This window comes from Microbacterium sp. 05N427 (assembly GCF_056397105.1).
In genome coordinates, this window is the sequence record NZ_JBFTMT010000002.1 from 192,456 (window position 1) to 218,286 (window position 25,831).

At 69.6% G+C, this 25,831-nt stretch carries 26 protein-coding genes; 14 read left to right on the plus strand and 12 right to left on the minus strand.

The features are described 5' to 3' along the window. The first annotated feature begins 10 nt into the window (after positions 1-10). The gene (locus AC1DG4_RS03520; protein ID WP_477421075.1) at positions 11-985 is read left to right on the plus strand and encodes an NAD(P)-dependent alcohol dehydrogenase; all 975 of its coding nucleotides are present in this window, start codon (positions 11-13) and stop codon (positions 983-985) included. A gap of 7 nt (positions 986-992) precedes the next feature. On the opposite strand, the gene AC1DG4_RS03525 is transcribed toward AC1DG4_RS03520, so the two are convergent. After that, a complete protein-coding gene (locus AC1DG4_RS03525) occupies positions 993-1,370 on the minus strand; it encodes an MmcQ/YjbR family DNA-binding protein (RefSeq protein ID WP_477380528.1) in 378 nt (125 codons plus the stop codon). A 161-nt stretch (positions 1,371-1,531) separates the two neighbouring features. Between AC1DG4_RS03525 and AC1DG4_RS03530 the strand changes: the two genes are divergently transcribed. From AC1DG4_RS03530 to AC1DG4_RS03540, 3 genes are all read left to right on the plus strand, one after another. After that, complete coding sequence (locus AC1DG4_RS03530) at positions 1,532-1,963, plus strand: SRPBCC domain-containing protein (protein WP_477380526.1); 432 nt, start codon at positions 1,532-1,534, stop codon at positions 1,961-1,963. 142 nt (positions 1,964-2,105) lie between these two features. Beyond that, on the plus strand, positions 2,106-3,821 hold the full coding sequence (locus AC1DG4_RS03535; RefSeq protein ID WP_477380524.1) for an amino acid permease: 1,716 nt from the start codon (positions 2,106-2,108) through the stop codon (positions 3,819-3,821). Beyond that, on the plus strand, positions 3,787-4,647 hold the full coding sequence (locus tag AC1DG4_RS03540) for a glutamate ABC transporter substrate-binding protein (protein WP_477421076.1): 861 nt from the start codon (positions 3,787-3,789) through the stop codon (positions 4,645-4,647). Before AC1DG4_RS03535 ends, AC1DG4_RS03540 begins: the two co-directional genes overlap by 35 nt. A gap of 59 nt (positions 4,648-4,706) precedes the next feature. Here AC1DG4_RS03540 and AC1DG4_RS03545 read toward each other — a convergent pair whose 3' ends face one another. Both AC1DG4_RS03545 and AC1DG4_RS03550 read right to left on the minus strand, forming a co-directional pair. Continuing rightward, positions 4,707-6,593 (minus strand): bifunctional metallophosphatase/5'-nucleotidase, encoded by a 1,887-nt coding sequence (locus tag AC1DG4_RS03545; RefSeq protein WP_477380520.1) that lies wholly within the window; start codon positions 6,591-6,593, stop codon positions 4,707-4,709. Between the two features lie 395 nt (positions 6,594-6,988). Further along, a complete protein-coding gene (locus AC1DG4_RS03550) occupies positions 6,989-7,741 on the minus strand; it encodes an IclR family transcriptional regulator (RefSeq protein ID WP_477380518.1) in 753 nt (250 codons plus the stop codon). A gap of 113 nt (positions 7,742-7,854) precedes the next feature. Between AC1DG4_RS03550 and pcaH the strand changes: the two genes are divergently transcribed. From pcaH to AC1DG4_RS03600, 10 genes are all read left to right on the plus strand, one after another. After that, positions 7,855-8,664 carry a protocatechuate 3,4-dioxygenase subunit beta gene (gene pcaH / locus AC1DG4_RS03555; RefSeq protein ID WP_477420369.1) on the plus strand — a complete coding sequence of 270 codons (810 nt, stop codon included), beginning with the start codon at positions 7,855-7,857 and terminating at the stop codon, positions 8,662-8,664. Continuing rightward, on the plus strand, positions 8,661-9,218 hold the full coding sequence (pcaG, locus tag AC1DG4_RS03560) for a protocatechuate 3,4-dioxygenase subunit alpha (protein ID WP_477380514.1): 558 nt from the start codon (positions 8,661-8,663) through the stop codon (positions 9,216-9,218). The genes pcaH and pcaG overlap by 4 nt, the downstream gene beginning before the upstream one ends. Beyond that, positions 9,208-10,587 (plus strand): lyase family protein, encoded by a 1,380-nt coding sequence (locus AC1DG4_RS03565; protein WP_477380512.1) that lies wholly within the window; start codon positions 9,208-9,210, stop codon positions 10,585-10,587. The genes pcaG and AC1DG4_RS03565 overlap by 11 nt, the downstream gene beginning before the upstream one ends. Beyond that, positions 10,584-11,366 carry an alpha/beta fold hydrolase gene (locus AC1DG4_RS03570; protein ID WP_477380510.1) on the plus strand — a complete coding sequence of 261 codons (783 nt, stop codon included), beginning with the start codon at positions 10,584-10,586 and terminating at the stop codon, positions 11,364-11,366. The genes AC1DG4_RS03565 and AC1DG4_RS03570 overlap by 4 nt, the downstream gene beginning before the upstream one ends. After that, positions 11,363-11,752 (plus strand): 4-carboxymuconolactone decarboxylase, encoded by a 390-nt coding sequence (gene pcaC, locus AC1DG4_RS03575; RefSeq protein ID WP_477380508.1) that lies wholly within the window; start codon positions 11,363-11,365, stop codon positions 11,750-11,752. The genes AC1DG4_RS03570 and pcaC overlap by 4 nt, the downstream gene beginning before the upstream one ends. Then, positions 11,749-12,477 carry a 3-oxoacid CoA-transferase subunit A gene (locus AC1DG4_RS03580; protein ID WP_477380506.1) on the plus strand — a complete coding sequence of 243 codons (729 nt, stop codon included), beginning with the start codon at positions 11,749-11,751 and terminating at the stop codon, positions 12,475-12,477. Before pcaC ends, AC1DG4_RS03580 begins: the two co-directional genes overlap by 4 nt. Then, positions 12,474-13,103 carry a 3-oxoacid CoA-transferase subunit B gene (locus AC1DG4_RS03585; RefSeq protein ID WP_477380504.1) on the plus strand — a complete coding sequence of 210 codons (630 nt, stop codon included), beginning with the start codon at positions 12,474-12,476 and terminating at the stop codon, positions 13,101-13,103. Before AC1DG4_RS03580 ends, AC1DG4_RS03585 begins: the two co-directional genes overlap by 4 nt. Further along, positions 13,100-14,269 (plus strand): thiolase family protein, encoded by a 1,170-nt coding sequence (locus AC1DG4_RS03590; protein WP_477380502.1) that lies wholly within the window; start codon positions 13,100-13,102, stop codon positions 14,267-14,269. The genes AC1DG4_RS03585 and AC1DG4_RS03590 overlap by 4 nt, the downstream gene beginning before the upstream one ends. Positions 14,270-14,370: 101 nt before the next feature. Continuing rightward, positions 14,371-16,149 carry a bifunctional metallophosphatase/5'-nucleotidase gene (locus tag AC1DG4_RS03595; RefSeq protein ID WP_477380500.1) on the plus strand — a complete coding sequence of 593 codons (1,779 nt, stop codon included), beginning with the start codon at positions 14,371-14,373 and terminating at the stop codon, positions 16,147-16,149. Between the two features lie 93 nt (positions 16,150-16,242). Beyond that, positions 16,243-16,890: a GntR family transcriptional regulator gene (locus AC1DG4_RS03600; protein ID WP_477380498.1), complete on the plus strand. Its 648-nt coding sequence runs from the start codon at positions 16,243-16,245 to the stop codon at positions 16,888-16,890. Positions 16,891-16,952: 62 nt separating this feature from the next. Here the strand turns inward: AC1DG4_RS03600 and AC1DG4_RS03605 are convergent, their stop codons facing one another. From AC1DG4_RS03605 to AC1DG4_RS03645, 9 genes are read right to left on the minus strand one after another with little or no spacing between them, the layout of a single operon-like run. Further along, positions 16,953-18,209 (minus strand): ABC transporter substrate-binding protein, encoded by a 1,257-nt coding sequence (locus AC1DG4_RS03605; protein ID WP_477380496.1) that lies wholly within the window; start codon positions 18,207-18,209, stop codon positions 16,953-16,955. Beyond that, the gene (locus AC1DG4_RS03610; protein ID WP_477380494.1) at positions 18,206-19,381 is read right to left on the minus strand and encodes a branched-chain amino acid ABC transporter permease; all 1,176 of its coding nucleotides are present in this window, start codon (positions 19,379-19,381) and stop codon (positions 18,206-18,208) included. The genes AC1DG4_RS03605 and AC1DG4_RS03610 overlap by 4 nt, the downstream gene beginning before the upstream one ends. Further along, positions 19,378-20,262 carry a branched-chain amino acid ABC transporter permease gene (locus tag AC1DG4_RS03615; protein WP_477380492.1) on the minus strand — a complete coding sequence of 295 codons (885 nt, stop codon included), beginning with the start codon at positions 20,260-20,262 and terminating at the stop codon, positions 19,378-19,380. Before AC1DG4_RS03615 ends, AC1DG4_RS03610 begins: the two co-directional genes overlap by 4 nt. After that, a complete protein-coding gene (locus AC1DG4_RS03620; protein ID WP_477380490.1) occupies positions 20,259-21,119 on the minus strand; it encodes an ABC transporter ATP-binding protein in 861 nt (286 codons plus the stop codon). Before AC1DG4_RS03620 ends, AC1DG4_RS03615 begins: the two co-directional genes overlap by 4 nt. Next, positions 21,116-21,883: an ABC transporter ATP-binding protein gene (locus AC1DG4_RS03625; RefSeq protein ID WP_477380488.1), complete on the minus strand. Its 768-nt coding sequence runs from the start codon at positions 21,881-21,883 to the stop codon at positions 21,116-21,118. Before AC1DG4_RS03625 ends, AC1DG4_RS03620 begins: the two co-directional genes overlap by 4 nt. After that, positions 21,883-22,761, minus strand: a complete 879-nt coding sequence (locus AC1DG4_RS03630) for an amidohydrolase family protein (protein WP_477380486.1) — start codon at positions 22,759-22,761, stop codon at positions 21,883-21,885. Before AC1DG4_RS03630 ends, AC1DG4_RS03625 begins: the two co-directional genes overlap by 1 nt. After that, complete coding sequence (locus AC1DG4_RS03635; RefSeq protein ID WP_477380484.1) at positions 22,758-24,356, minus strand: AMP-binding protein; 1,599 nt, start codon at positions 24,354-24,356, stop codon at positions 22,758-22,760. Before AC1DG4_RS03635 ends, AC1DG4_RS03630 begins: the two co-directional genes overlap by 4 nt. A 3-nt stretch (positions 24,357-24,359) precedes the next feature. Beyond that, entirely contained in the window at positions 24,360-25,265 is a 906-nt protein-coding gene (locus AC1DG4_RS03640; protein ID WP_477380482.1) for an SDR family NAD(P)-dependent oxidoreductase, read from the minus strand. Beyond that, positions 25,262-25,723 (minus strand): MaoC family dehydratase, encoded by a 462-nt coding sequence (locus AC1DG4_RS03645; RefSeq protein ID WP_477380480.1) that lies wholly within the window; start codon positions 25,721-25,723, stop codon positions 25,262-25,264. The genes AC1DG4_RS03640 and AC1DG4_RS03645 overlap by 4 nt, the downstream gene beginning before the upstream one ends. Positions 25,724-25,831: the final 108 nt, after the last annotated feature.

Below are 25,831 nucleotides of genomic sequence, written 5' to 3' on the forward strand. Positions count from 1 at the left end.
AATGAACGACATGGATGCATGGACCCAGTCGCGTTACGGAGGCGTGGGAGAGGTCGCACGGACTCGTATCGACATCCCCCGGCCGCAGCGCGGCGAGGTCCTGCTGCGCGTGCGGGCGACCGGGCTGAACGCCGCGGACCGGCACATCATGACCGGCGAGCCGCTGCTGTTGCGCAGCGCGTTCGGCTGGTCGCGCCCGAAGCAGCCGGTCCGAGGTCTGGACGTGGCGGGCACCGTCGTCGCCGTCGGTCCCGACGCCTGGGGGATCGCTGAGGGCGACGAGGTGGTGGGGGAGCTCCCCGGCGGCGGCGGACTCGCCGAGTACGCGATCGCTCCGGCGGCGCGGTTCGTTCGACGGCCTGCCGAGGTCGACCCCGTGGCGGCCGCGGCATTGCCGATCGCCGGCGGCACCGCATGGCAGGCGTTCGAATGGGCCGTCGTGGCAGCGGGCGATCGCGTGCTCGTGCTCGGCGCGTCCGGCGGCGTCGGCACGTTCGCGGTCCAGCTCGCCGCACTGCGTGACGCGGAGGTGCACGCGATGTGCTCCGAGGGCAACCGCGCGCTCGTCGCGTCGCTCGGGGCATCGACCACCTACGACCGAAAGACCGTGTCGCTCGCCGATCTGCCCGAAGGCGGCTTCGACGTCGTCGTGGACATCGCGGGAGACCATCCGCTGCGTGCTGTGCGGCGGCTCGTACGTGATGGCGGATCCGCCGTCCTGATCGCGGGCGAGGGCGGGCGCGTACTCGGGCCGATTCCTCGCATCGCCCGCGCAGCCGCGCTCTCGCTCTTCTCCCGGCGCCCGCTGCGTCCGCTGGCCGCGACCGCCAAGCCCGACGTGCTCCGCGAACTCCTCGCGCTCGCCGCGGACGGCCGGATCGCTCCGGTCATCGAGCGCACGTGGCCGCTCGCTGAGGCCGATGCAGCCCTCGCCCATCTGGCCGCGGGACGCACCGTCGGCAAGGTGGTCGTCACAGCGGACTGACGGCGGATCACACCCGCCCGAAGATCTCCGGATCCACAGGGCGCTGCGCCCTGGGCAGCTTCGCCACCACGAGGCGATAGGCCTCGGTCACGAGCTCCTCGACGAGACCCTGCTCGAGGCTGCCGTCGGGCAACAGCGTGATCCAATGCCGTTTGTTCATGTGATAGCCGGGGATGATCGCGGGATACGTGCCGCGCAGGGCCTCGGCGTCCTCGGGAGCCGACTTGAGCGTCACGCGTGTCGACGTCGACGGAGAGAGCGCCATGAACATCAGTCCGCGCACGCGGTAGACATCCACGTCGGGCCCGAACGGCTGATCCACCGTGACGCCGGGGAGCTCGTCGGCACGCGCCCGTACCCAGTCCTGAATGTTGTCGCCTGCCACGCGCGGAGCCTTTCGCCGGGAAGGGATCCGAGTCCGGTTCCCTGCACCTCATCTTGCCGTGCGACCGCGACACGGTGCGGGACCGGGTCCGCGAGCGGCTCTGTACGCGCCGACAGTTTCGGCGGATCATGGGGCGGGGGCCGAGCGAACGGGAGCAGAACATGCCAGAGGACCACGTCGCCACAGCGAGCATCACGATCGAGGCGTCCTCCGATCGCGTCTGGGAAGTGCTGACCGATGCGGAAGCCGCCCGCGAGTTCATGTTCGGGACGACAGTCGTCACGGACTGGACGGTCGGCGGGCCGATCCGCTGGCAGGGGGAGTGGCAGGGACGCTCCTATGAGGACAAGGGCGTGATTCTCGAGGCCGAGCCGGGCCGGCGTCTCGTCTGCACGCACTTCAGCCCGCTCACGGGGAAGCCGGACGTCCCGGAAAACTACCACACGCTCACGTGGACGATCGCGGGAGACGGTCCGGTCGAGCTGACGCTGAGCCAGGACAACAACCCCGACGAGGCCGCTGCGCTGCATTCGACGACGATGTGGGACAGCGTCGTGCGCAGCGTGAAGGACATCGCCGAGCGGGAGGACTGAGTTCCGGAACGGGAACGCGCCGCGGACCGATTGCCCTCGGTCCAGAAACCGTGGCATCCTCAGTACCACGCCAGCGCCGATGCTCCGAGCCGTCCAGCGACCCGCCCCACCGGTGACCACGGGTGAACGACAGGGGGATCGCATGTCGCAGACCGATGCCAGGAACCTCACGCACGCGGAGGACCACGGCGCAGAGCACGATGCGGAACAGGCCGGGTACAAGAAGAGCCTGAACCGTCGTCAGGTGCAGATGATCGCGATCGGGGGCGCGATCGGCACCGGCCTCTTCCTCGGGTCGGCCTCCCGGTTGCACAGCAACGGGCCCGCCCTCGTGCTCAGTTACGCCTTCGTCGGCGTGATCGCCTATTTCCTCATGCGGGCGCTCGGCGAGCTCGTGCTGTACCGCACCACCTCCGGCGCCTTCGTGTCGTGGATGCGCGAGTTCTTCGGTGAGAAGGCGGCCTACTACACGGGGTGGATGTATTGGACCAACTGGGCGCTCACCGGCATCGCCGAACTCAGCGCCGTCGGCCTCTACGTCCAGTACTGGTGGCCGCAGATGCCCACGTGGGCCACGGTGCTGATCGCGCTCGCCGTGGTGCTGGTGGTCAACCTGCTCTCCGCGAAGGCGTTCGGCGAGTTCGAGTTCTGGGCGTCGGTGCTCAAGGTGACGGCGATCGTCGTCTTCATCGCGGTCGGGCTCGTCGTCGTGGTGTTCAGCATGGACGTCGGCGGACACAAGGCCGGGATCCAGAACCTGTGGTCGAACCCCGGCGGCTTCTGGCCGAGTGGCAACGGCTTCGCCTGGTACGGGCCGATCATCGTGATGTCGGGCGTCGTGTTCGCCTACGCCGCGATCGAGATGGTCGGTATCGCGGCGGGCGAGATGGAGGATCCCAAGCGAGAGGTCCCCAAGGCCGTCAACGCCGTCATCGTGCGGATCGGCGTGTTCTACTGCGGCGCGCTGCTCCTGCTCGTGTGCATCCTGCCGACGAGTGAGTTCACGCCGGGCATCAGCCCGTTCGTGACCGTTTTCGGCCGGATGGGCATCCCTTGGATGGCCAATGTGATCCAGGCGATCCTCATCGTCGCGGCGATGTCGTCGCTGAACTCCGGGCTGTACACGACAGGTCGGGTGCTGCGCAGCCTCGGCATGGCCAAGCAGGCGCCAGGGTTCACGCTGAAGATGAGCGGGTCGGGCGTCCCGTGGGCAGGCATCGTGATGACCGCCGTCGTCTATGTGTTCGGATCGATCCTGAACGCGGTGAGCCCCGACGCGTTCGAGATCGCGCTGGAGGCGGCTTCGATCGCCGTGGTGTTCACCTGGGGGACGATCTTCATCTGCCAGTTGCGCCTGCGAAAGCTCAGCGACCGGGGGGTGCTCCCGGCGAGCACGTTCCGCGCGCCCGGCACTCCATGGACGAGTTATCTGGGTCTCGCGTTCCTCGTGTTCGTGATCGTCGGCATGGCGATCTCCGGATGGCAGGCGTCGCCGTACTTCTGGCACAAGACCGGATTCGTCGTGGTCGTCGTCGGGATCCCCGTGCTCCTCGTGATCTTCGAACTCGGCTGGCTGATCGTGAAGGGGCGGGTGTCGGCGCACGCCGACGGGCGCATGCTGAGCAAGTGGACGGACACGGGCCTGCGTTATCCGCCGCGGGAACCCGGCCCGCGCACGGAGTCGATCGCAGCCATCGGCACGGTGCAGTTCGACGTGCACCGTCGGGACGAGGACGAAGAGGACGACGGCATCGAGATCGGGCCGGTCGAGGTCGAGATGCACGAGTGGGACAACCTCGAGGAGCCGGACAAGAATCCGCCCGATGACGCCGGCGACAAGAGCGAAGGGGGCCGGTGACATGCGCCGTCTCAGCACTGTCGCGATCGGCCTCGTCGCCGCATCGGTCCTCGTCGCCGGCTGTTCGTCCGCGACCCCGCAGAGCACGGGAGACAACAGCRCCACCGGATCCGGCACGCTCACGATCGGCATCGCAGACGACCTGCCCGGTGTGAGCCTCAAGACCGACGCGGGCTATGCGGGGTTCGACATCGACACCGCGAACTACGTCGCGGGCAAGCTCGGCGTGCCCACGAAGAACATCACCTGGCAGCGCATCGAGCAGTCCGAACGGGTGAGCGCGCTCACCTCGGGAAAGGTCGATCTCGTCGTCTCGACGTTCTCGATCACGGCCGAGCGAGAGAAGGAGATCGCGTTCGCGGGACCGTATTTCGTCGCTCATCAGGATCTGCTCATCCGCCGCAACGACGACACGATCACCGGGCCGGAGACGCTGGACGGGAAGAAGGTGTGCGCGGCCGCCGGGACGACTTCGATCGACTACCTGACCTCGCACTACCGGGGCAAGATCACCGTCGTGAAGGTGCCGTCCTGGTCCGAGTGCGTCCGTGACCTCGCCGCCGGCACGGTCGACGCGGTGTCGACGGACGACCTCATCCTCGCCGGCTTCGCGACGCAGCCCGAGTACAAAGGCGTGCTGCGCGTGATCGGCAAGGGCTTCACCGACGAGAACTACGGCGTCGGCCTGAAGCAGGGGGACGACCGGCTCGACAAGGTCCGCGCGGCGCTCAAGGAGTACATCTCCTCCGGAGCGTGGAAGAAGTCGCTCGATGCGAACATCGCCCCGTCCGGCTACGCGATCCCCGCGCCGCCGACCGTGAAGTAGTGCGGGAACGACGACGCCCCTCCGCCCCGAGATCGGGACGGAGGGGCGTCGGTGGGTGATCAGAAGACCGGGGCTCCCGCGCGCGTGAGCTGCCAGTTCAGGATGTGGAAGTCCTTCGGATCGATCGTGCCCGCCGCCGAGGCGTACGCCACGATGGCCTCGCGGATCGCGACCTGCGCGTTGTAGACGACGGGCGCCGTCGCGATGTGCGGGAAGCCGCCGCCGCCGGACTGACGGTAGTTGTTCACCGCGACCACGAACTTCTGCGCAGGGTCGACGGGGGCGCCGTTCCAGGAGAAGTTCTGGATCCGGGATCCCTGCGGCTGCGCGATGTCGACGTCGTAGGTCACACCCGAGAACTGGTCGTAGTTGTAGTCCGGGGTGTTCAGCGCGTTCGTCCAGCTCGCCGGATCCACCGGCGCGCCGGGGGCCACCTGCTGGAAGTACTTCGCGGAGTACTCCAGGTAGTCCTTGATCTGCGCACCGGTGAGCACCGAGGCCATGAGCGTGTTGTCGTAGATGTACAGCCCCGCGACGTCGCGGATCGTCACCTCTCCGGCCGGGAACGTCGCCTGCCGGTTGAAGGGCGCCGCGATCGACACGATCGGCAGCGCCGCCTCCGCGGTGCCGGCGATGGCCTGCGCCACGGTGTCGACCTGCACCTTGTTGACGTAGTCGAGGATCGCGGTGTCCTTCCAGCAGGACTCGGCGGCGGACAGCTCCTCGGTGGAGTTCGCCACCGGCTTGTTGACGTACGCGACCACGGCGTCGTGCTGCGCCTTGATGAGCGAGACGAGGGCCGGATCGTCCTGAACCGTGTTCGTGTTGACGTTCGTGGCCTTCTTCGACACGACGGTCCACTGGCCCTTGACCTGCTGCAGTTCGATGTCGAACACGCTGAGCCGCTGGCCCCAGCACATCGGCTCGCTGAGCACGACCTGCTGCCCGGTGGTCGCGTTGGCGACGAAGCGCTGCGGGATGTCCTTGTGCGCATGCCCGAACAGGATCGCGTCGATCCCGGGGACCTGCTCGGCGAGGATCCCCGCCGCATTCTCGTTGGGCAGGTCGCTGCCGTAGGACGAGGTGCCGCTGTCGCCGGAGTGCACGCTCACGACGAGCAGATCGACGCCCTGGGCGCGGATCACGGGCACCCAGCGCTTCGCGGTCTCGACGATGTCCAGCACCTCGAGCTTGCCGCTCACGTTGGCCTTGTCCCAGATCACGATGCCCGGGTTGGTGAGGCCGAGCACGCCGACCCGGATCGGCTTGGCGCCCTTGGGGTGCAGCGTCTTGATCGTGTACGGCGTGTACGCGGGCACGGTGGTCCCCGCCCGCACGGCGTTCGCACCGAGCACGGGTGCCTTCATCTGGGAGATCCAGGTGTCGAGGAAGTCGAGGCCGTAGTTGAACTCGTGATTGCCCAGGGCGACGGCGTCGTAGCCGATCGCGTTCATCTGCGCGGCCATCGGGTGGATCGCGCCGCTCTTGGTGATCGGATCCACCGTCGCGTAGTAGAAGCCGAGCGGGGTGCCCTGGATCGTGTCGCCGGCGTCGAAGAGCAGCGTGCGGTCGCGTCCGCGGTCGGCGCGGATCTGGTTCACGACGCTCGAGACGCGCGCAAGGCCGACGACGTTGCCGGCCTTGTCGGAGTACTCCGCGTCCTTGTAGTAGTCCCAGTTGACCGCGTGCGAGTGGATGTCGGAGGATCCCATGATCGTGATCGTCACGGACTTGCCGACACCGCCCGCGGCTGCGGACGCCGAATCCGAGCTGGTGGCGACCCAGCCCGCCGCGGCGAGGGCGCTCGCCGCGGAGACGCCGGTGAGGAATCCGCGCCGGCTCAGCCCTGAGCGGCGCTCCTGCTCGACGTCGTCGGGGACGGCGCACGAGCACCAGCGGGGCTGCGGGGCGTCGGCGTGGCGGTGGAGATGTGTTTCATCTGTCATGAGGACCGATGCAACCACGCCCGGATGACGGCGACAACAAAGCGCGCGTGAACTTTCTCCCGTCGCTCGTATGAGCACCTCAGCGTCGTCCACATGCGCGCCCGAGCGCCCCATTCCCGCATCCGCCCACCCCCTCCGGGCCGTCCCCGTGCCCACCCCCGGGTCACCCCCTCCGAGTCGTCCCCGTGAGCGGAGCCCATAGCGTGCGCTGGTGGGGACGACTCGGTATGTCGGGGCAACCACCCTCGGGTCGTCCCCGTGAGCGGAGTCCAGGGCGTGCGCTGGTGGGGACGACTCGGAACTTGGGGCGACCCACTCGGCTCGGCTGCCTTTGTCGCTCACCCGGTCCGGTCCGCGGTCTGTGCCGACCGTTCCCGTTGAACGGGATTTGGAGGTCAGCGACGGAAGCCGAGTGACCGCTCGATGTCGCGGGCCGCAGCGTGCAGCTCGTACAGCGCGATGTCGGTCTGCGCGTCGCGGGGGAGCACGGCGGAGAGGGCGGCGATCACCGCACCGGTCTCATCGCGGATCGGCACGGCGACCCCGGTCGACACGTCCTCGATGTACCCGGGCGCGACGACGTGCCCGAGGCGCCGGATGTCGGCGAGCGCGCGGCGCAGCGCTCCCGCCTCCGTGATGGTCTCTCTTGTGACGGGGACGAGCGGTCCCGCGAGGATCCGCTCCTGCAGGTCGCGCGTGCCGAACGCCAGAAGAACGAGACCGGAGGATGAGGCGTGCAGGGGCAGACGGCCGGCGATCCGTGTGACGTTCGCGCCGGACTCCGGGCCGGACAGGCGCTCCAGGAAAAGCGCCTCGTCCTGCTCCAGGATCGCGAGCTGCGTGTGCTCGCGCAGCCGGCTCTGCACGCGCTCCATCGACGGCATCGCCGCCTGGCGCAGCCGCAGCGCGTGCGAGGAGCGGGTCGCGAGTTCCCACAGCCGCATGCCGATGCGGATTCGCCGATCCTCATCGCGCTCCAGGAGACCCGCGTCGACGAGCTCGCCCACCATGCGGTGCGCCGTGGAGGTGGGCAGGCCTGCCCTCCGCCCGATCTCGGCGGCCGTCTGCACGGTGCGCGTCGGGGTGAACGTCTCGAGCACGCGCAGCAGCCGGTCGGTCACCGAGTCGCCGGAGGGGGAGTTCGCCATGGATCCAGGATGCCACTGCTCGGAGCCGATTCCCATTGGGTGAGAATCCGTGACCACGCAGCGCAGCCGCGACGCACGATTCTGCTGTTCCCAAAAGGTCGAAGGAGACCACGATGTACGACACCGCCGCGGCACCCGAGTCGCTGCTCGCCGCGCCCGACCAGGTCACGCAGACGGAGATCACCGCCGAGATCCAGACCGCGCACGCCGAGTACACGCGCCGCGAGGCGGCGGGCGAGTCGCTGCCTCGCACGATGCACGACTTCCCGCCGTATCGGTCGAGCATCCTCCGCCACCCGACGAAGAATCCGAAACTCGTCGATCCTGAGACGATCGAACTGCTCTCGCCCGCCTTCGGGCAGCGCGACGTGGCCGCGATCGAGTCCGACCTGACTCTGCAGCACATCGGGGAGCCGCTCGGGGAGCGCATCACCGTGCGGGGCCGGCTGCTGGACTCGTGGGGCCGGCCGCTCGCGAACCAGCTGATCGAGGTCTGGCAGGCGAACTCCGCCGGGCGCTACATCCACCAGCGCGATCAGCATCCGGCGCCTCTCGACCCGAACTTCACGGGTGCGGGTCGGGCGATCACGAACGAGGCCGGCGAGTACCTCTTCACGACCATCAAGCCGGGTCCGTATCCGTGGAAGAACCATGTCAACGCGTGGCGCCCGGCGCACATCCACTTCTCGGTGTTCGGCCGCGCCTTCACCCAGCGCATCGTCACCCAGATGTACTTCCCGGGTGATCCGCTGTTCGCCCTCGACCCGATCTACAACTCGATCCGGCGCGCGTCGGATCGAGAGCGGATGATCGCGGCGTACGACCACGACGCGACGGTGCCGGAGTTCTCGATGGGCTACCGCTGGGACATCGTCGTGGGCGGACCCGATGCGACGTGGTCCGAGCAGGAGGAGGACCAGTGACTCTCGACCCGACCCTCAAGCCCAGTCTCGAGCCCACGGCGGGACAGACCGTCGGGCCGTTCTTCGCCTACGGCACCGAGTACGACCGGATGCACGAGGTCGTCTTCCCGCACAGCCCGGGCTCGATCGTGCTCTCGGGCACGGTGTACGACGGGGCCGGCGCGCCCATCCCTGACGCGATGGTGGAGATCTGGGGAGCCGACGCCGACGGCACGGTCTCGCGCGCTCGCGGTGCGTTCCGCCGCGACGACCACACCTTCACCGGATTCGGCCGCTCCTTCACGACGGATGACGGCCGCTACGAGTTCTGGACCCGCGAGCCGGGGCCATCGGGACCCGGCGCGCCCTTCTTCGCGGCGATCATCTACGCGCGAGGGCTGCCCGACAAGCTGCACACCCGCATCTACCTGCCCGATGCCGAGGGCGATCCGTTCCTGGCGTCGCTGTCCACGCAGGAGCGCGCGACCCTCGTCGCGACCCGAGAGGCGGACGGGAGCCTGCGCCACGACATCCGGCTGCAGGGGGATCGGGAGACGGTGTTCCTTGCCTACTGACGACGCGACCGACAGCGCGCTCCGGTCGGGCGTGTTCGGCCTTCTGGATCCGGTGCTCGCCGGTTCCGCCGCCGAAGCGCGCCCTGACGGCGGGGCGGGGATCGCCGGCGACGCGCACGTCGCCTCCGCGCTCGTGCGAGCGGAACGGGGCCTACTCGCGGCCTACGCCGAGCTCGGCGTCATGCCCCGCGCTCTCGCCGCGGAGGTCGCGCCCGGGTTCCGACCTGACGTGCGATCGCTCGCGTCGTCGGCTCTGGAGACCGGCAACCCGGTCGTGCCCCTCGTCGAGGAGCTGCGCCATCGCACCGACGACGCGAACGCTGTGCGCTGGATCCATCGCGGCGCGACGAGTCAGGACATCCTCGACACCGCGCTCATGCTCGTCGCGAAGGACGGCATCGGCGCGGCCGTCGAGGAAGTCGCCGCCGCGGCGTCGGACCTCGTCGCGCTGGCGCTCACGCATCGTGACGATCCGGCCGCCGCGCGGACCCTCGGACAACACGCTGTCCCGATCACGGTCGGGGCGCGGATCGCCGGCCGGCTGCGCGCCCTCGTGCGCGCCCGCCGCATGCTCCTCGACACTGCGGCGGCCCTGCCCGCGCAGCTCGGCGGAGCCGCGGGAACCCAGGCGTCCTTCGTCGAGCTGTTCGGATCCGAGCTCGCGACGCGGCTGCCGTCCGCCTTCGCGGCGGCCACGGGCCTCGCAGCGCCGCCCGCGCCATGGCACACCGACCGGTACCCGATCCTCGGTCTCGCGCACGCCGCCGGCGCGGCGCTCGCGGCGATGGGCGCCCTCGCGTCGGACGTCGTGAGCCTCACCCGCCCCGAGATCGCGGAGGCGTCCGTCTCGCGCGGCGGCGGATCCAGCACGATGCCCCAGAAGCGCAATCCGGTCGACGCCGTGCTCGTGCGGTCGGCCGCGATGCGCGCCCCGGCCTTGATCGGGCAGCTCCATCTCGCTGCGGGCCTCGCCGGCGACGAGCGCCCGGACGGCGCCTGGCACGCCGAGTGGCCGGCGCTGCAGGAGCTGCTGCGACTGCTCGTCGGCGCGGCTGCGCGCACACGGGACCTGTGCGCCGCTTTGACCTTCGATGCGGAGCGCGCCAGGGCGAACCTCGCACTCAGCGACGGGCTGATCGTGTCGGAACGCCTCGCCCTCGTCCTGAAGCCCCGCCTCGGCGCCGCCCGGTTCGCCGAGGTGATCGACCGGGCCGCGGCCGGCGAACCACTCGCTGAACTGCTGCGCGCGCTGCCTGAGACGGCGGAGCTGGACGTGGACGACCTGCTGGATCCGGCCCGGTACACCGGGCGCTCCGGTGCCCTCGTCGACGAGGCCGTCCGCGCCGCCCGAGACGAGGGCATCCGATGATCGAGGTCGCGGTGTCGGCGGCGGTCGGACCCGAGGACGCTCCGCTGCTCGTCCTCGGTCCGTCTCTCGGGACGACGAGCATCCTCTGGGAAGCGGTGCTGCCTGCTCTCGCCCAGGACCATCGGGTCATCACATGGGAGCTGCCCGGTCACGGGGCCTCAGAGCCCGCGCTGGAGCCGTTCTCTGTCGCAGACCTCGCGGATGCCCTCGTCCTCGCCCTTGCCGACAGCCTCGGGGTGAGGCGGTTCGACTATGCGGGCGTCTCCCTCGGCGGCGCCGTGGGGCTCGAGCTCCTGCTGCGGCACCCGCAGCTCATCGGCAGCGCCGCGATCCTCTGCTCCGGCGCCGTGATCGGTACGCCGCAGGGATGGAGCGACAGGGCGGCTCAGGTGCGCGCCCAATCGACCTCCTCGCTCGTCGTCGGATCCGCACAGCGCTGGTTCGCGCCCGGCTCGGTCGCGGAGCATCGCGACCTCGTCGGCCGCCTCCTGCACACGCTGCAGAACACCGATGACGAGAGCTACGCCCTGGCGTGCGAGGCCCTCGCCGCATTTGACGTGCGACAACGTCTCGGCGAGATCGCCGCTCCGGTCCTGGCGGTCTGGGGTGCGCACGACGCGGTGACGCCCGAGGCCTCGGCGCGCGAGGTCGCAGACGGCGTGCGCGCGGGCCGCGCGGTCGGGATCCCCGACGCATCGCACCTCGCGCCCGTCGACGACCCGGCCGCAGTGATCCGGCTGCTGGGCGGATTCCTTATCCCTGAGAGGACCCCGAGATGACCGGACAGACCGATGCGGAACGCCGCGCGCAGGGCATGGCCGTCAGGCGCGAGGTGCTCTCGGACGCGCACGTCGAGCGTGCGATCGCGAGCACGACCGACTTCACCGCCGACTTCCAGGACTTCATCACGCGGGTCGCGTGGGGCGACGTGTGGTCCCGGCCTGGGCTCGATCGCCGGTCCCGCTCGATCGCCGTGCTGTCGAGCCTCATCGCCCTGGGCCACGACGAGGAGCTTGCGATGCACGTGCGCGCTGCGCGACGCAACGGGCTCACCGTCGCCGAGATCCGCGAGGTCATCCTGCAGTCGGCGGTGTATGCGGGCGTGCCGGCGGCGAACACCGCCTTCCGGATAGCCGCAGGGGTCCTCGCGGAGGAGGCGCCGTGATCGACAAGACGGTGCGGGACGCGGCCGCGGCGGTCGCCGGCATCCCGGACGGCGCGACGGTGATGATCGGCGGCTTCGGGCGAGCGGGGCAGCCGGTCGAGCTGATCGACGCCCTCATCGAGCAGGGCGCGGGAGACCTCACGATCGTGAACAACAACGCAGGCAACGGGGACACCGGCCTGGCGGCGCTGCTCGCCACGGGCAGGGTGCGGCGGATCGTCTGCTCGTTTCCGCGGCAGTCCGACTCGGGGGTGTTCGACGGCCTGTACCGGTCAGGGCGCATCGAGCTCGAACTCGTGCCTCAGGGCAACCTCGCCGAGCGGATCCGCGCGGCGGGCGCCGGAATCGGGGCGTTCTATTCGCCGACGGGGGTGGGCACGCATCTGGCCGACGGACGGGAGCACCGGGTGATCGACGGCCGCGAGTACGTGCTCGAGCACCCGATCCGGGCCGACTACGCCCTGGTGTCGGCACGGAAGGGCGATCGCTGGGGCAACCTCGTCTACCGCGGGACCGCGCGCAACTTCGGGCCGGTGATGGCCGCGGCGGCGACGACCACCATCGCACAGGTGGATGAGATCGTGCCGCTCGGCGCTCTCGATCCCGAGGGTGTGGTGACCCCGGGCATCTTCGTCGATCGGGTGGTGGCCGTGGGGGAGCGGGCGTGGCTCGACGACGGCGTCTTCGTCGGCGGCGTCGACCGGGAAGGCAGGGCGGCCTCGTGACCAGGATCAGCCGGGAGCAACTGGCCGCGCGGATCGCGTCGGACATCCCCGAGGGCTCGTACGTGAACCTCGGGATCGGCGCGCCGACCCTGGTCGCGGACTTCCTCCCCGAAGGGCGGGAGGTCGTACTGCACACCGAGAACGGGATGCTGGGCATGGGTCCGGCCCCGGTCGAGGGAAACATCGATCCCGATCTCATCAACGCGGGAAAGCAGCCCGTCACGGCGCTGCCGGGCGCCGCATACTTCCATCACGCGGACTCCTTCGGCATGATGCGCGGCGGTCACCTCGACGTGTGTGTGCTCGGTGCCTTCCAGGTCTCCGAGACCGGTGACCTGGCGAACTGGTCGACCGGCGCGGAGGACGCCATCCCCGCCGTCGGCGGCGCGATGGATCTCGCGATCGGCGCGAAGCAGGTGTATGTGATGACGGATCTGCTGACGCGCTCCGGGGCGTCGAAGCTCGTGCCCCGGTGCACCTATCCGCTGACGGGCGTCGGATGCGTGACCCGCATCTACACGGACCACGCGGTGTTCGACGTGACCGCGGAGGGCCTCGTCGTCCGCGAGACGTTCGGCGCCACGATCGCGGAGCTCGCCGAGATCACCGGGCTGGTGCTGCGATGACCGCCTCGTTCGTCTACGACGCTGTCCGCACGCCGTTCGGCCGCGCCGGGGGAGCGCTGTCGGGCGTGCGTCCGGATGATCTGGCCGCGGTCGTGCTGCGGGCGATCGTGGAGCGCACCGGGCTCGACCCCGCCCACATCGACGATGTGATCCTCGGCGACGCGAACCAGGCGGGCGAGGACAACCGGAACGTGGCGCGCATGTCCGCGCTGCTCGCAGGGTTTCCTACGTCGGTCACCGGGACCACGGTCAACCGTCTCTGCGCATCGTCGGTGGAGGCCGTGGTGCAGGGGTCGAGGGCCATCGAGGCCGGCGACGCCGACATCGTGCTCGCCGGTGGCGTCGAGTCGATGAGCCGCGCGCCGTTCGTCGTGGAGAAGTCGGCGAAGGCGTGGCCGGCCGTCGGCAACCAGACGCTGTGGAACACGGCGATCGGCTGGCGGATGGTCAACCCTGGTCTGCCCGCGCACTGGACGATCTCCAACGGTGCGTCCGCCGAGAAGATCGCCCGCGAGCGCGGCATCTCGCGCGAGGAGCAGGACGGCTTCGCCGTGCGCTCGCATCGGCTCGCTGCTGCGGCGTGGGCCGAGGGCGTCTACGCGGATGAGATCGTCCAGGTCCCCGGCGCGGAGCTGGGCCGGGACGAGGGCATCCGCGATGACACCACGGTGCGGCGCCTCGCCGGATTGAAGGCGCTCTTCGCTGCGGACGGTTCGGTCACGGCGGGGAACTCCTCGCCCATCAACGACGGAGCCTCCGCCGTGCTCATCGGCGCGGAGGGAGTCCTGGACGCCGAGCCGCTGGCCCGGATCGCCGCGCGGGCCGCGCACGGAGTGGACCCCGACGACTTCCCGATCGCGCCGATCGAAGCCGCGAACAAGGCGCTCGCCAGGGCGGGCCGCACCTGGGCCGACGTCGACGTGGTCGAACTCAACGAGGCCTTCGCCTCGCAGACGCTCGCGTGCATCCAAGGCTGGCCGGAACTGGATCCGGAGAAGGTCAACAGGCACGGCGGGGCGCTCGCGATCGGGCACCCGCTGGGCGCTTCGGGCGGGCGGATCATCGGTCACGCCGCGCACGAGCTCGCCCGTCGCGGTGGCGGCGTCGCCGTCGCGGCGATCTGCATCGGCGTCGGGCAGGGACTCGCCGTCGTGCTCGAACGCTGACTGCGTCCGAGCGAATCCGCGACCGGCCGCATCCCGCGGCCCGGTCCGTACCATCCCGGATCCTCAGCGAGGAGGATCCGTTCCTTGGGGAAGAGAACGCGATGAAGCGTACGAGAAGAATCCATGGAGTCCTGGTCCTCGGGCTCACCGCCCTGCTCGGACTGGGGGCGGGCGGCGCGCTCGCGCCCCCCGCGTACGCGGCGTCCGGTTTCACCGGCACCGTGTCGATCGCGCATCTGAACGACGTGCACGGCAACGTCTTCGAGACCGCCACCGAGATCGGCTATGCCAGGATCGGCGGCTACGTCGATCAACTGAGGGCCGACAACCCGAACACTCTGTTCCTGGACGCGGGCGACACGTTCTCCGGGTCGAAGTACACGGCGATCGACCGCGGGTCGAGCATCGTGCCGATCGTGAACACTCTGGGCATCGACGCGATGACCGCGGGCAACCACGAGTTCTCCTATGGCTCGGCCTATCTCCGGGAGCTCGCGTCGCGCCTCGACCACCCGATGCTGGCCGGCAACATCGTCTACTCGGCGACCGGGCAGGCGGTGCTGCCGGGGTACGCGATCGTCACGTTGCCGAACGGCATGAAGGCGGGGGTCATCGGGATCACCGCGCCCGCCTCTGCGGCGATGGGGTCGCAGGACGTGGCTTATCGGGACGCGATCGTCACGACCCAGGCACTCGTCGACGAGGTCACCGCGCAGGGCGTGGACTTCGTGATCGGTCTCATGCATCTGGGCGATCAGGATCCCGCGATGACGAGCCTGAAGGTGGCCGACGCGGTCACCGGCATGAACGTCATCATCGACGGGCACAGTCACAGCACGCTGCCCCAGGGACGGCTGCAGAACGGCACCCTGATCGTGCAGACAGGAGAGTTCGGGCGCAACCTGGGCGTCGTGGACCTGGGCATCGTGGACGGGAAGGTGACGAGCGCGGCCGCGCGACTGGTCTCGCGCAGCGAGGTGGCGAACGTCCCGGAGAAGGCGGAGACCAAGGCCGCGGTGGAGGCGTTCCGGACGGTGTCGGAGGCGTACTTCGCCGCGCCGATCGGCAGCACCTCCGTGCTGCTCGAAGGCACCCGCGACATCGTCCGCACGCAGGAGACGGCGCTGGGGAACATGTTCGCGGACGCGATCACCGCAGCCACGGGCGCGGAGATCACGCTGCTTCCCGCGGGATACGTGGGCGGACGCCAGGAGCCGGGACCGATCACCCGCGGAGACGTCCTCACGCTGTCCCGGGCCCCGACCGCGGTCACGAAGAAGGTCCTCGCCGGCTCCGAGCTGCTCCGCCTCCTGAACACGCTCTATGCGAGCTACCCGACGCCGTCCGGATCCTTCGCTCAGGTGACCGGGTTGTCGGTCGTCCTGGATCCGGACGGGGCGACATCCAAGGTGCATCAGGTAAAGGTGGGCGGGAAGCCGCTGGAGCCCGATGCGAGCTACACGGTGGTGACGACCACCGGCGCGGCGAGCGCCCTCAGCGGAACGGTCCTCGCGGAGTACCCCGGCGTGACCGAGATGCTCAGCGACTACATCGTGGCGCACAGTCCGGTGGCGCCCGTGATCGAGGGACGGATTACGCGCAAGGCACCCGGCGTGCCGACGGAACCGGGCGGCACAGGAGGTCCCGGCCCGAGCCCCTCGCCGACCGTCGTCCCGAGCGACTCGCCGACGCCGAGCTCGACGCCAGCACCCGGCGGTTCAACCGGCTCTGCCGCCGATACCGGCGCGTCCGGCCGGCTCGCCGCGACGGGATCCGAGGGACCGTTGCTCGTATCGCTCATCGCCGCGGGCGGGATCCTGGCCGGTCTGCTCCTCCTGACGGCAGCGCGTCGTCGGCGCAAGGACATCGGAACACGCTGACCCCGGCCCGTTCCCGCTTCGCCCCGAACGATAGTCTTCGGGGCGAAGCGGGTCGCCGTGTGCCATGGCGGGCGCGGGCGGGAGCGTGGAGTCATGACGGCAGCCGAGCGGGGCGCCGGTGCGCGCCCCGAACTGACCGCGCAGTTGCGAGACGCGATCCTGAATGCGGAGTTCGCGCCGCATCAGCGTCTCGTCGAGGCGGACCTCAGCGCTCAGTACGGCGCGACCCGTGCGTCGGTGCGCACGACACTGCTCACCCTTGCGGGCGAAGGGCTGATCGAGCGGCTCCCGAACCGCGGGGCACGCGTGCGTGCGATCAGCATCGGCGAGGCGATCGAGATCGTCGAGGTGCGCGTCGGACTGGAGTCGCTGTGTGCGAGGAAGGCCGCGGAGAATCTCACGGAGGACGGCGCCGAGAAACTGCGCACGCTTTGCGCCGCACTCGAGACCGCGGTGTCGACGGGCGACCTCATCGGATACTCGCGCCTGAATCAGGATCTGGATCGGCTCCTGCGCTCATTGAGCGGCCACGAGACGGCGACGCTGCTGCTGGAGCGGCTGCAGGCGCAGTCAGCGCGGCACCAGTTCCGTCTCGGATTCCTGCCGGGCCGCGCCGCGACCTCGGCGCCGGAGCACGCCGCGATCATCGATGCCGTCCTCGCGGGGGATCCGGACGCTGCTGAGGCGGCCACCCGCGCTCACCTCGACGGGGTGATCGCCCTCCTGCGCACGATGGACTGACCTCCCGGCGCACGAGGAAGGGCCCGCCCGCGGTGAACGCGGACGGGCCCTTCGCCTGAGATTCAGAACCCGGGGCCGCGCCCCTTCGGCGCCACGTACTGGGCCGTGAGCGCCTTGAGACTGCCCGGCGCGGTCGGATCGTACGAGAAGATCGATGACGTATCGGGCTGCAGACGCTTCGCGACCGGGCCGTAGGTCATGTCGCCGTTCAAGCCGAGGTATTCGATCTTCTCGATCCCGTCCATGGCCTTCATGAGGCCGGGACCCGACAGATCGCCGAGTTGGACGGCCTTCTCGAGGATCGTCGTCGCGGTGATCGCCTGCATGAATCCGTAGACGTTCTGCATCGTCGGCGTCTTCCCGAGCTTGTCGGTCAGTAGCTTGATGCCCTCGATCGAGGTGTCGTCGAGGTCTCCGGCGAGGCCGGTGACCACGAAGTTGTCCTTGAGGTAGGTCGCGATGTCCGTGTCCTTGAAGGACTGGGCGATCGAGAAGAACTCGGTCTCCCAGATCGGCGCGTAGTCGAGCTGGGTCGCCGCCGCCACGACGTTGGGCACGTTGCCGTTGGCGCCGCCGAAGACCACGAGGTCGCACTTCGCGGTCTTGAGCGTCTGGATCTGCGCGGTGAACGCGGTGTCCGTGGGCGCGAACTCCGTCTTCGGACCCACGGTGAAGCCGAGCTTCTTGCCCGCGTGCTCGAGCGCGTCCTGGCGGGCCTGCCCCGACTGGTCCGCCTGGACCATGGAGCAGACGGTGGAGCTCTTGCTGATCCTGCCCTTCTCGAACAGGTAGGACAGCGCGTTCCACACATTCGACTGGTAGGACGTGAAGGTCATGCCCAGGTTCTCCTGCGCGGTGAAGCGCGAGCTCTGGGTCGAGGGGAGGGCGACGGCCTTGTTCTGCTTCAGGATCGGCAGCAGGGCCTCGGTCGAGGCGTCGCCGAGGATGCCGGACAGCATGACGACCTGGTCCTTGATCCGCTGGTACTCCTGGACGGCGAGCTGCGGGTTGTACTGATTGTCCGCGGTGATGACCTTCACCGGGTACTTACCGGCGATGCCGCCTTTCGCGTTGACGATGTCGTAGTACGCCTGCTGCCCGGCGACCTGCTCATTCGCCGAGGGCGCGATCGGACCGCTGAGCGCGGTCATCTCGCCGACGTGGATGACGCCGTCGGACAGGCTGAAACCTGGCACCGCTGCCAGTGTCGTGGAGGCGGTGGTGGAACCGCCGCTCTGAGCGGTCTGAACGGCGCAGGACGTGAGTAGCAGCGCGGCAACGGCGACGATGCCGATGGCGCCGGGAGTTCTCTTTCTCACAGGCTGTGTCCTTTCTCATGTGTCGTGATCCCTGGTGCGGGTTCGGGGGGCGAGGCCGCGGGCACGGCCTGCGTCTTGGTCGACGCCGCAGGGCGTCGCCGTTCCGGACGGCGGAAGAACGAGATCAGGCCGCCGCGCCGGAAGAGGAGGAAGACGACGATGAGGACGCCGTAGACGATGAGTCCGAAGCCGGACACGCTCACGCCGCCCTGCTCGCCGGGTTTCGAGATGAAGGGCAGGACGTCGGCGAGCCGGATCGCGATCACGGGGACCAGCCCGATGAAGAGAGCGCCCAGCACCGGACCCCAGATGCTCGCGAGTCCTCCGATGACCACGATCGCGACGTACTGGATCGAGAGGTCCAGGCCGAAGTTCTCGGGACGGATGTACTGCAGCTCGACGCCGAGCAGTCCTCCGGACAGGCCGCCCAACGCGGAGGAGACGACGAACGCGTTCATCATCGTCGGCAGCCGCCGCGCGCCGAGCACCTCGGCGGCGAGGTCGTGGTCCCGGAACGCCTGCATGGCGCGGCCCGACCGCGAGCGCACGATGTTGGCGGTCGCCAGGAGGATGAGCGCGAGGACCAGCCAGCAGAGGATGAACATGCCCTGCTCGCGGGAGAGCAGGAAGGGTCCGACGCTGAGTGCGGCGAAGTCCAGCGGGCCGATCGATACCGGTGCCGTCACGACGGTGCCGTTGAGGCCGCCGGTGAGGGCGGGCAGGTTCCGCGCCGCGTAGATGCCGATGAAGACGAGCCCGAGCGAGACGATCGCCAGATACGGACCCTTGAGCCTGAGGGCGAAGGGTGCGACGACCGCTCCGAGCGCGCCGGCGAACAGCGCGGCCAGGGGGAGCCAGAGCAGGAAGGGCAGGCCGAGCTGGCCTCCGAGGACCTGCCCGCAGAACGCCCCGGCGCCGACGAAGAACGCGTGCCCGAGGGAGATCTGCCCCGCATATCCGGTGAGGAGGTTCAGTCCGGTCGCGGCGATCGCGGCGATGGCCGCGGTCGTCAGCACGGTCAGGATGTAACTGTCGGCGACGTTGAGCGGGATCGCGACGATCGCGACGAGGAAGACGATCGCGAGGATCTTCCTCATCGGAGTGTCGAAGAGTCGTGGGGCGCCTGCCCGCGTGCGCGGTGCGAGGACGGATCCGGGTGTCGTGGTGGTCATGCGCGGCGCACCTCTCTTCGGCCGAACAATCCGGCGGGGCGGATGAGCAGGATCGCGAGCATGACGAGATACGGCACGACCTCGGAGAATCCCGAACCCCAGCTCTGTGGCACGAGGGAGACGGCGAACTGCTGGACGATACCGATGATGAGGCCTCCCACGACCGCTCCGAGCGGCGATTCGAGCCCGCCGAGAATGATGACCGGAAGGGCGAGGAACGCGTACACCTCGAGCCCCGGGCGTACGCCGCCGCCGACGGTGGTCGAGAGCATGACCCCGCCGAAGGCTCCGAGGGCTCCGGCGATTCCCCAGGAGATGCCGTAGACGAACCGCGTGCTGACGCCCTGTGCCATGGCGGCTTCGCTGTCGATCGCGGTCGCGCGCAGGCTGAGCCCGATGCGGGTATAGCGAAAGAACAGGAAGAACCCGAGCAGGAGCACCGCGGTGATCGGGATGAGCGTGGCATCACGTGCGGTGATGCCGATGCCGCCGATCCGCAGCACGCTCAGCGCCCACGGATCGCCGAGGTTCAGGGAGTCGCCCGGCCAGATCCCCGTCACGACGGGCGCGACGGCGATCGTCACTCCGAAGGTGACCAGAAGCGCGGCGAAGTGATCGCTGACGCGGTGCAGGACGAACGCCTCCAGGAGCACGGCGAACAGTGCGACGACAGCCATCGCGACGACCACACCCGCCCAGAACGGCAGGCCGGCCTGATGGATGAGCGCATAGGCGAGGTAGGCGCCGAGGACGACGAAGCTGCCCTGCGCGAGGTTCAGGATGCCGGATGCCCGTGCCACGATCACGAACCCGAGAGCGAGCACGGCGTACAGCGATCCGAGCGCGATGCCGGAGGTCAATGTCTGGAGGAACTCGGTCATGCGCGCCTCTCCTTCCGGTCCTTGCTGCGAGGGATGCTGAGCGCGATGTTCCCGGTCGCCGTGGGATCTTCCGGTTCCTCGTTCTCATCTCCGAGGTAGGCGCTGATGACGCGCGGGTCCGCGATCGCCGCGCGGGGCGATTCGATCGTGACGACGGTTCCGAAGTCGAGGACCAGCGAGCGGTCGCCGAGGCGGGTGACCATGCCCATGTCGTGCTCGATCATGACGATCGTGAGATCCAGTTCCCGCTTGGCGGTGAGGATCCAGCCGGCGAGCTCGTCCGTCTCCTCGTCGTTCATCCCTGCGGCGGGCTCGTCGAGCAGCAGCAGGCGTGGCTCGACGGCGAGGGCGCGGGCGAGCTCCATGCGCTTCTTGATGCCGTAGGGAAGGTCGCGGATCGGGCGGTTCAGGAAGTCGCCGAGCCCCAGCAGGTCGATCAGCGGCTCGCACGCCTGGCGAGCCTCCGCTTCCTCACGGCGGGCGCGGCCCCACCACACCGCGCCGGTCAGCACCCCGGACCGCATCAGGCGCTGGCGGCCCAGAACGACGTTGTCCATGACGTCCATGTGCTCGAAGAGCGCGAGATTCTGGAAGGTGCGGGCGATGCCCAGGTCGGCCAGACCGGTGCGTCGCACGTCGAGCAGGGACTGCCCGTCGAAGACGACGGATCCGGCGGTCGGGTGGTAGATGCGGCTGAGGACGTTCAGCAGGGAGGTCTTCCCCGCGCCGTTGGGACCGATGACGGTGAAGAACTCGTTCTCGCGCACGTCGAAGGTGACCCCGCGGAGGATGTGCAGGCCGCCGATCCGGAGCTCGACGTCGCGCACCTCGAGCAGTGGTGCGGCAGGGGTGGTCATGCGACGTCCTCCGATCCCAGACCGAGCAGCAGCCGCTGGAGGCCGGTGTCGGCTCGCAGCTCCGAGGCCGCGGCCTCGTGGACGATGCGGCCGTGCTCGATCACGTAGCCGCGGTCGGCGACGGCGAGGGCCATCGTGGCGTTCTGCTCGATGAGCAGTACGCTCGCCCCCGCGGCCCGGATGGCGCGGATGGTGTCCCTCACGTGGGTGACGAGCTTGGGGGAGAGGCCGAGCGTCGGCTCGTCGAGGATGAGCAGCCGCGGCGAGGACATGAGCGCCCTGGCGACCGCGAGCATCTGCTGCTCTCCGCCGGAGAGCAGGCCCGCCGCCTGATCCTGCCGCTCCGCGAGACGGGGGAACAGGTCCATCATGCGGCTGCGGTTGGCCTTGAGTTCGCTCGCGCCCACGGTGGTCCCGCCGATGTCGAGATTTTCCGCCACGGTCATCGCGCCGAAGATCCGTCGCCCTTCGAGCGCCTGGGCGACGCCATGGCGCACGATGGCGCGGGGGGAGCGACGCGTCAGAGGGGCCCCGAGGCTCGTGATCGTGCCCGCGGAGATCGACCCGCCCTGCGCGGGAAGGAGTCCGGTGACCGCCCGCGCGAGGGTGGACTTGCCCGCGCCGTTCAATCCCATCAGCGTCACGACTTCGCCGTCCGCGACGGTGAGCGAGATGTCTCGCAGAGCCGTGATGGATCGTCCGTATCGGACGCTGAGCCCTTCGATGTGCAGGGCGGGAGCGCTGTCGCCGTGAGGAATGCCCATCAGGCGACTCCGCCGTCGAGGCCGAGCAGGCGGATCGCGTTCTCCCGCAGCACGAGGCGCTCCACCTCTTCCGGCATCTCCAGCGCCGCGAAGTCGCTCAGCCAGCGGTCGGGCGTCAGGGCGGGGAAGTCGGAGCCGAACAGCATCTTGTGCCGCAGATAGGTGCGGGTCGCACGTACGAGCCCGGCGCTGAAGTACTTCGGTGACCATCCCGAGAGGTCGATCCAGACATTGGCCTTGTGCGTCGCGACGGAGAGCGCTTCGTCCTGCCAGGGAACGCTGGGATGGGCCATGACGATCTGCAGGCGGGGATGCCGCGCCGCGACATCGTCCAGCAGGATCGGGTTGGACAGACCCAGCCGCAGCCCGAGGCCGCCGGGGACGCCCGCGCCCACGCCGGTCTGCCCGGTGTGCACGACGACGGGGAGCCCGAGATCCTCGATCGCCCCGAAGAGGGGATCGAACTCCGTCGCCGACGGGTCGAACCCCTGCAGGGTTGGATGGAACTTGAAACCGCGGACGCCCAGCTGCGAGACCTGTCGGTCCAGTTCGCGCAGCGCCGCCGGCCCCTGCAGCGGATCCACGGATCCGAACGCGATCAGTGCGTCAGGGTTGCGCGCCGCGCCCGAGGCGATGTCGTCGATGCTGTTCGGCGCGTGACCGGTGTTCGTCGTCGCGTCGACGGTGAACACGACCGCCATCATGTCGCGCTCGCGGAAGTAGGCGGCGGTCTCATCGACGGTCTTGGCCGGGTCCGTGGTGCCGAAATAGCGATCCATGGCCTCGCGCTGCTCGGCGGAGGCGCCGAATCGGCCGGTGTCATCGATCTGGATGTGCACGTGCGTGTCGATCGCCGTGATGCTCCCGAGGGCGGTCATGCGGATCCTCCCTCTCCGCGGGCGCGGATCATCTCCTCGCGGAGGCGGACCAGATCCACCTTCCCTGTCGGCGTCCGGTCCATCGACGCACGGAACAGGATGTGCCGTGGCCGCTTGTACCCGGCCAGGAGGCCGTCCACGTGCGCGAGCAGTTCCTCGGCGGTGACCTCGCCAGAGCGCTCGACCACCGCGGTGACGATCTCCCCGAACCGCGGGTCGGGAGCGCCGAGCACGACGGCGTCGGCGATCGCGGGATGCGTCAGGAGCGCCTCCTCGACCTCGAGGGGGTAGACCTTCTCGCCGCCCGTGTTGACGACCGCGCTGCCGCGCCCGAGGAACTCGACGTGGCGGTCGTCCTCGACGCGCACCCAGTCGCCGGGGATCACATGGCGTACCCCGCCGATGACGGGGAACGCCGCTCTGGTCTTCTCCTCATCACGGTGGTATCCGAGCGGCAGCGCCCCACGTTGGGCGAGGACGCCGAGTGCCCCAGGCCGATCCTGGATCTCGGCGAAGTCCTGGTCGAGGACGACCGCGGTGGGGAGCAGCCGCGGCCGGCCAGGCAGATCGGCCACGCCCGCGGTGACGGTCACCGCGAGGCCGCCGCCCTCAGACGAGGCGAGCAGATCGAAGATGGTGAGCGGGCCGAGGGTGTGCAGTCGGCGCTTGGTGTCAGGGCTGAAGCGCATGCCGGAGCTCATGATCGACGTGACGGCACCCAGCGTTCCGCCGGCCTGCTCCGCAGCCTCCGCGAGGAGGAGGGCGACGGCATCGCCTGCGACGATGATCCGGGTCGCACCATGCGCACCGGCGAACCTCAGCGCGCTCTCCGCGTCCAGGCGTGCGGAGGAGGTGAGCAGCACCGTGCCGCCCAGAGTGAACGTGTTCATCGACATCGTCAGTGCGGTGCCGTGCATGAGCGGTGCAAGAGGGAGTGTGACCGGATGCGGACCCGCGGGATCGATCGCGATCGCGAGCGCTTCCTCACTCGTGCGCGGCCACGGCAGGGCGCACATCGAGTAGGTGGGGAACATCTGGCCCTCGAAGAGATCCAGCTCCGCCCAGCGCACGGCTTTCGGCTGCCCCGTCGTGCCCCCGGTGTAGATCCAGAGCTCCGTGCCCTCCGGTGCCCTCGGAGGGAGGGGCGCCTCTTCGGCGATGGCGTCGGCCCAGGCAAGTCCAGGAGCGTCCCCGTCGTCGTCCGACACGCTCACGAGCAGCACGTCGGCGGATGCCTGAGCGGCCGCATCCCGGGCGATCGAGGCGAGCGAGGTCGGATGCACCATCGCTGAGGCGCCGGAGTCGTCCAGGAGCGTCGCGATCTCGCCGGCGCGGAAGCGGAAGTTCACCGGCACCGGGATGAGGCCGGTCGCGAGGCACGCGAAGAGCGTGATGAGGAACTCCGGCCGGTTGTGCAGGAGAATCGCGACCACGTCGCCGGAGCGCAGGCCCCGCCGTGCGAAAGTGCCGGCGAGTGCGCCGGCCTCGCGGACGAGGCGCTCGTAGGTCCAGGTGTCCTGCGGGGTGAGGATCGCGATGCGGTCGGGCAGGGCGCGCGCGACGGCCTGCCAGAGATCTGTGTAGTGGGCGCGCATCGATCAGCCCTGCGGCGGGCCGGAGTGCTGGGCGTCAGCGGAGAGATCCTCGCGCCAGGCGTCGTCGAGCTCCGCCGCGGTCCAGCCGCCGTCGTGGTCGAGCGTTCGCAGCGCTGCGGGATGCGAATAGAGCGTCAGCCGGTCGCCGCCGATGCCGATCGCCTGTCCTGTCACCTCACCGGAAGCGTCGGAGGCCAGCCACACGATCAGCGAGGCGACGTCCTCGGGAGTGCCGAGCGCGTGATCGCGCCGGTATTCGACGGGGATCTCCCCGCCCGCGACGTAGTCCTCGTACACCTGTGTGTAGGCCGGGATCGTCGCGGTCATGGGGGAGAGGGCCGTCGGGACCACGGCGTTCACGGTGATCCCCGCGCGGGCGAGTTCGAGGGACCAGGTGCGCGCCATCGCGACGAGCCCGGCCTTCGCCGCAGCGTAGTTGGTCTGGCCGAAGCTGCCGAACTGACCGGCGGGCGAGCCGATGAGCACGATGCGCCCGCCAGATCCCTGCTCTCGCATGGCCACCGCGGCGGCGCGTCCGCAGGTGAAGGATCCGCGAAGATGGGTTCCGATCACCGCGTCGAAGTCGTCGTCTTCCATCTTCCACAGCACCCGGTCGCGCAGCACACCGGCGTTCGCGACGAGGATGTCGAGCCGTCCGAAGGAGGAGATCGCGGTGGCGACGAGCTCTTCGGCGGTCGTGGTGGGACCGACCGGCCCCACCACGACCGCGGCGCGTCCCCCAGCGCCCTCGATGTCGGCAGCGGTCTGAGCCGCCGTTCCGGCATCGACATCATTGACGACCACGGCGGCCCCTGCCTGGGCCAGGGCGATCGCGTAGGCGCGCCCCAGGCTGCGGCCGGCGCCGGTCACGATCGCGACCTTGCCGTCCAGGCGGATCGCGCCGCTCATCGGTAGTACCTCAGCACCAGCTCGGCCACGCAGGCGGGCTTCTCGCCGCCTTCGATCTCGAAAGTCACGGGTACCTCGAGCTGCCACCCTCCGCCGATGTCCGTCACGGCGTCCACCCGTCCGCTCAGGCGGATACGGGATCCGACGGGAACGGGGGCGGGGAACCGCACCCTGTTCATGCCGTAGTTGATCCCCATGCTCGCGCCGGAGACTTCGAAGACCTCGCGCATGAGCGGGACCACGAGGCTCAGGGTGAGCAGGCCATGGGCGATGCGCGTGCCGAACGGCGTGGTCGCGGCGAATTCTTCGTCGATGTGGATCGGGTTGTCGTCGCCGGACACCACGGCGTAGAGATCCACCTCCTCCTGGGTGACCTCGCGCCACGAGGACGGGCCGAACTCGGCACCCTCCAGGCCCGGCAGATCCTCGACGGTCACGGAGACGTCCGCAGCAGTCATGGCACTCCTTATCGCTTCATCGCTTCGTGCGGAGCACGGAGGCGACCTTGCCTCTCTTTCAGGCTACCTGAAACTGACGACGAAGGGAAGTCGATATCTGGACCGAAT

What these genes read in the sequence shown, in the direction of transcription:
- AC1DG4_RS03520 (WP_477421075.1), top strand. Translation starts at nt 11, where the DNA reads ATGGATGCATGGACCCAGTCGCGTTACGGAGGCGTGGGAGAGGTCGCA.
- AC1DG4_RS03530 (WP_477380526.1), top strand. Translation starts at nt 1,532, where the DNA reads ATGCCAGAGGACCACGTCGCCACAGCGAGCATCACGATCGAGGCGTCC.
- AC1DG4_RS03535 (WP_477380524.1), top strand. Translation starts at nt 2,106, where the DNA reads ATGTCGCAGACCGATGCCAGGAACCTCACGCACGCGGAGGACCACGGC.
- AC1DG4_RS03545 (WP_477380520.1), bottom strand. Translation starts at nt 6,593, where the DNA reads ATGACAGATGAAACACATCTCCACCGCCACGCCGACGCCCCGCAGCCC.
- AC1DG4_RS03550 (WP_477380518.1), bottom strand. Translation starts at nt 7,741, where the DNA reads ATGGCGAACTCCCCCTCCGGCGACTCGGTGACCGACCGGCTGCTGCGC.
- pcaH (WP_477420369.1), top strand. Translation starts at nt 7,855, where the DNA reads ATGTACGACACCGCCGCGGCACCCGAGTCGCTGCTCGCCGCGCCCGAC.
- AC1DG4_RS03570 (WP_477380510.1), top strand. Translation starts at nt 10,584, where the DNA reads ATGATCGAGGTCGCGGTGTCGGCGGCGGTCGGACCCGAGGACGCTCCG.
- pcaC (WP_477380508.1), top strand. Translation starts at nt 11,363, where the DNA reads ATGACCGGACAGACCGATGCGGAACGCCGCGCGCAGGGCATGGCCGTC.
- AC1DG4_RS03590 (WP_477380502.1), top strand. Translation starts at nt 13,100, where the DNA reads ATGACCGCCTCGTTCGTCTACGACGCTGTCCGCACGCCGTTCGGCCGC.
- AC1DG4_RS03595 (WP_477380500.1), top strand. Translation starts at nt 14,371, where the DNA reads ATGAAGCGTACGAGAAGAATCCATGGAGTCCTGGTCCTCGGGCTCACC.
- AC1DG4_RS03600 (WP_477380498.1), top strand. Translation starts at nt 16,243, where the DNA reads ATGACGGCAGCCGAGCGGGGCGCCGGTGCGCGCCCCGAACTGACCGCG.
- AC1DG4_RS03610 (WP_477380494.1), bottom strand. Translation starts at nt 19,381, where the DNA reads ATGACCACCACGACACCCGGATCCGTCCTCGCACCGCGCACGCGGGCA.
- AC1DG4_RS03615 (WP_477380492.1), bottom strand. Translation starts at nt 20,262, where the DNA reads ATGACCGAGTTCCTCCAGACATTGACCTCCGGCATCGCGCTCGGATCG.
- AC1DG4_RS03620 (WP_477380490.1), bottom strand. Translation starts at nt 21,119, where the DNA reads ATGACCACCCCTGCCGCACCACTGCTCGAGGTGCGCGACGTCGAGCTC.
- AC1DG4_RS03625 (WP_477380488.1), bottom strand. Translation starts at nt 21,883, where the DNA reads ATGGGCATTCCTCACGGCGACAGCGCTCCCGCCCTGCACATCGAAGGG.
- AC1DG4_RS03630 (WP_477380486.1), bottom strand. Translation starts at nt 22,761, where the DNA reads ATGACCGCCCTCGGGAGCATCACGGCGATCGACACGCACGTGCACATC.
- AC1DG4_RS03635 (WP_477380484.1), bottom strand. Translation starts at nt 24,356, where the DNA reads ATGCGCGCCCACTACACAGATCTCTGGCAGGCCGTCGCGCGCGCCCTG.
- AC1DG4_RS03640 (WP_477380482.1), bottom strand. Translation starts at nt 25,265, where the DNA reads ATGAGCGGCGCGATCCGCCTGGACGGCAAGGTCGCGATCGTGACCGGC.
- AC1DG4_RS03645 (WP_477380480.1), bottom strand. Translation starts at nt 25,723, where the DNA reads ATGACTGCTGCGGACGTCTCCGTGACCGTCGAGGATCTGCCGGGCCTG.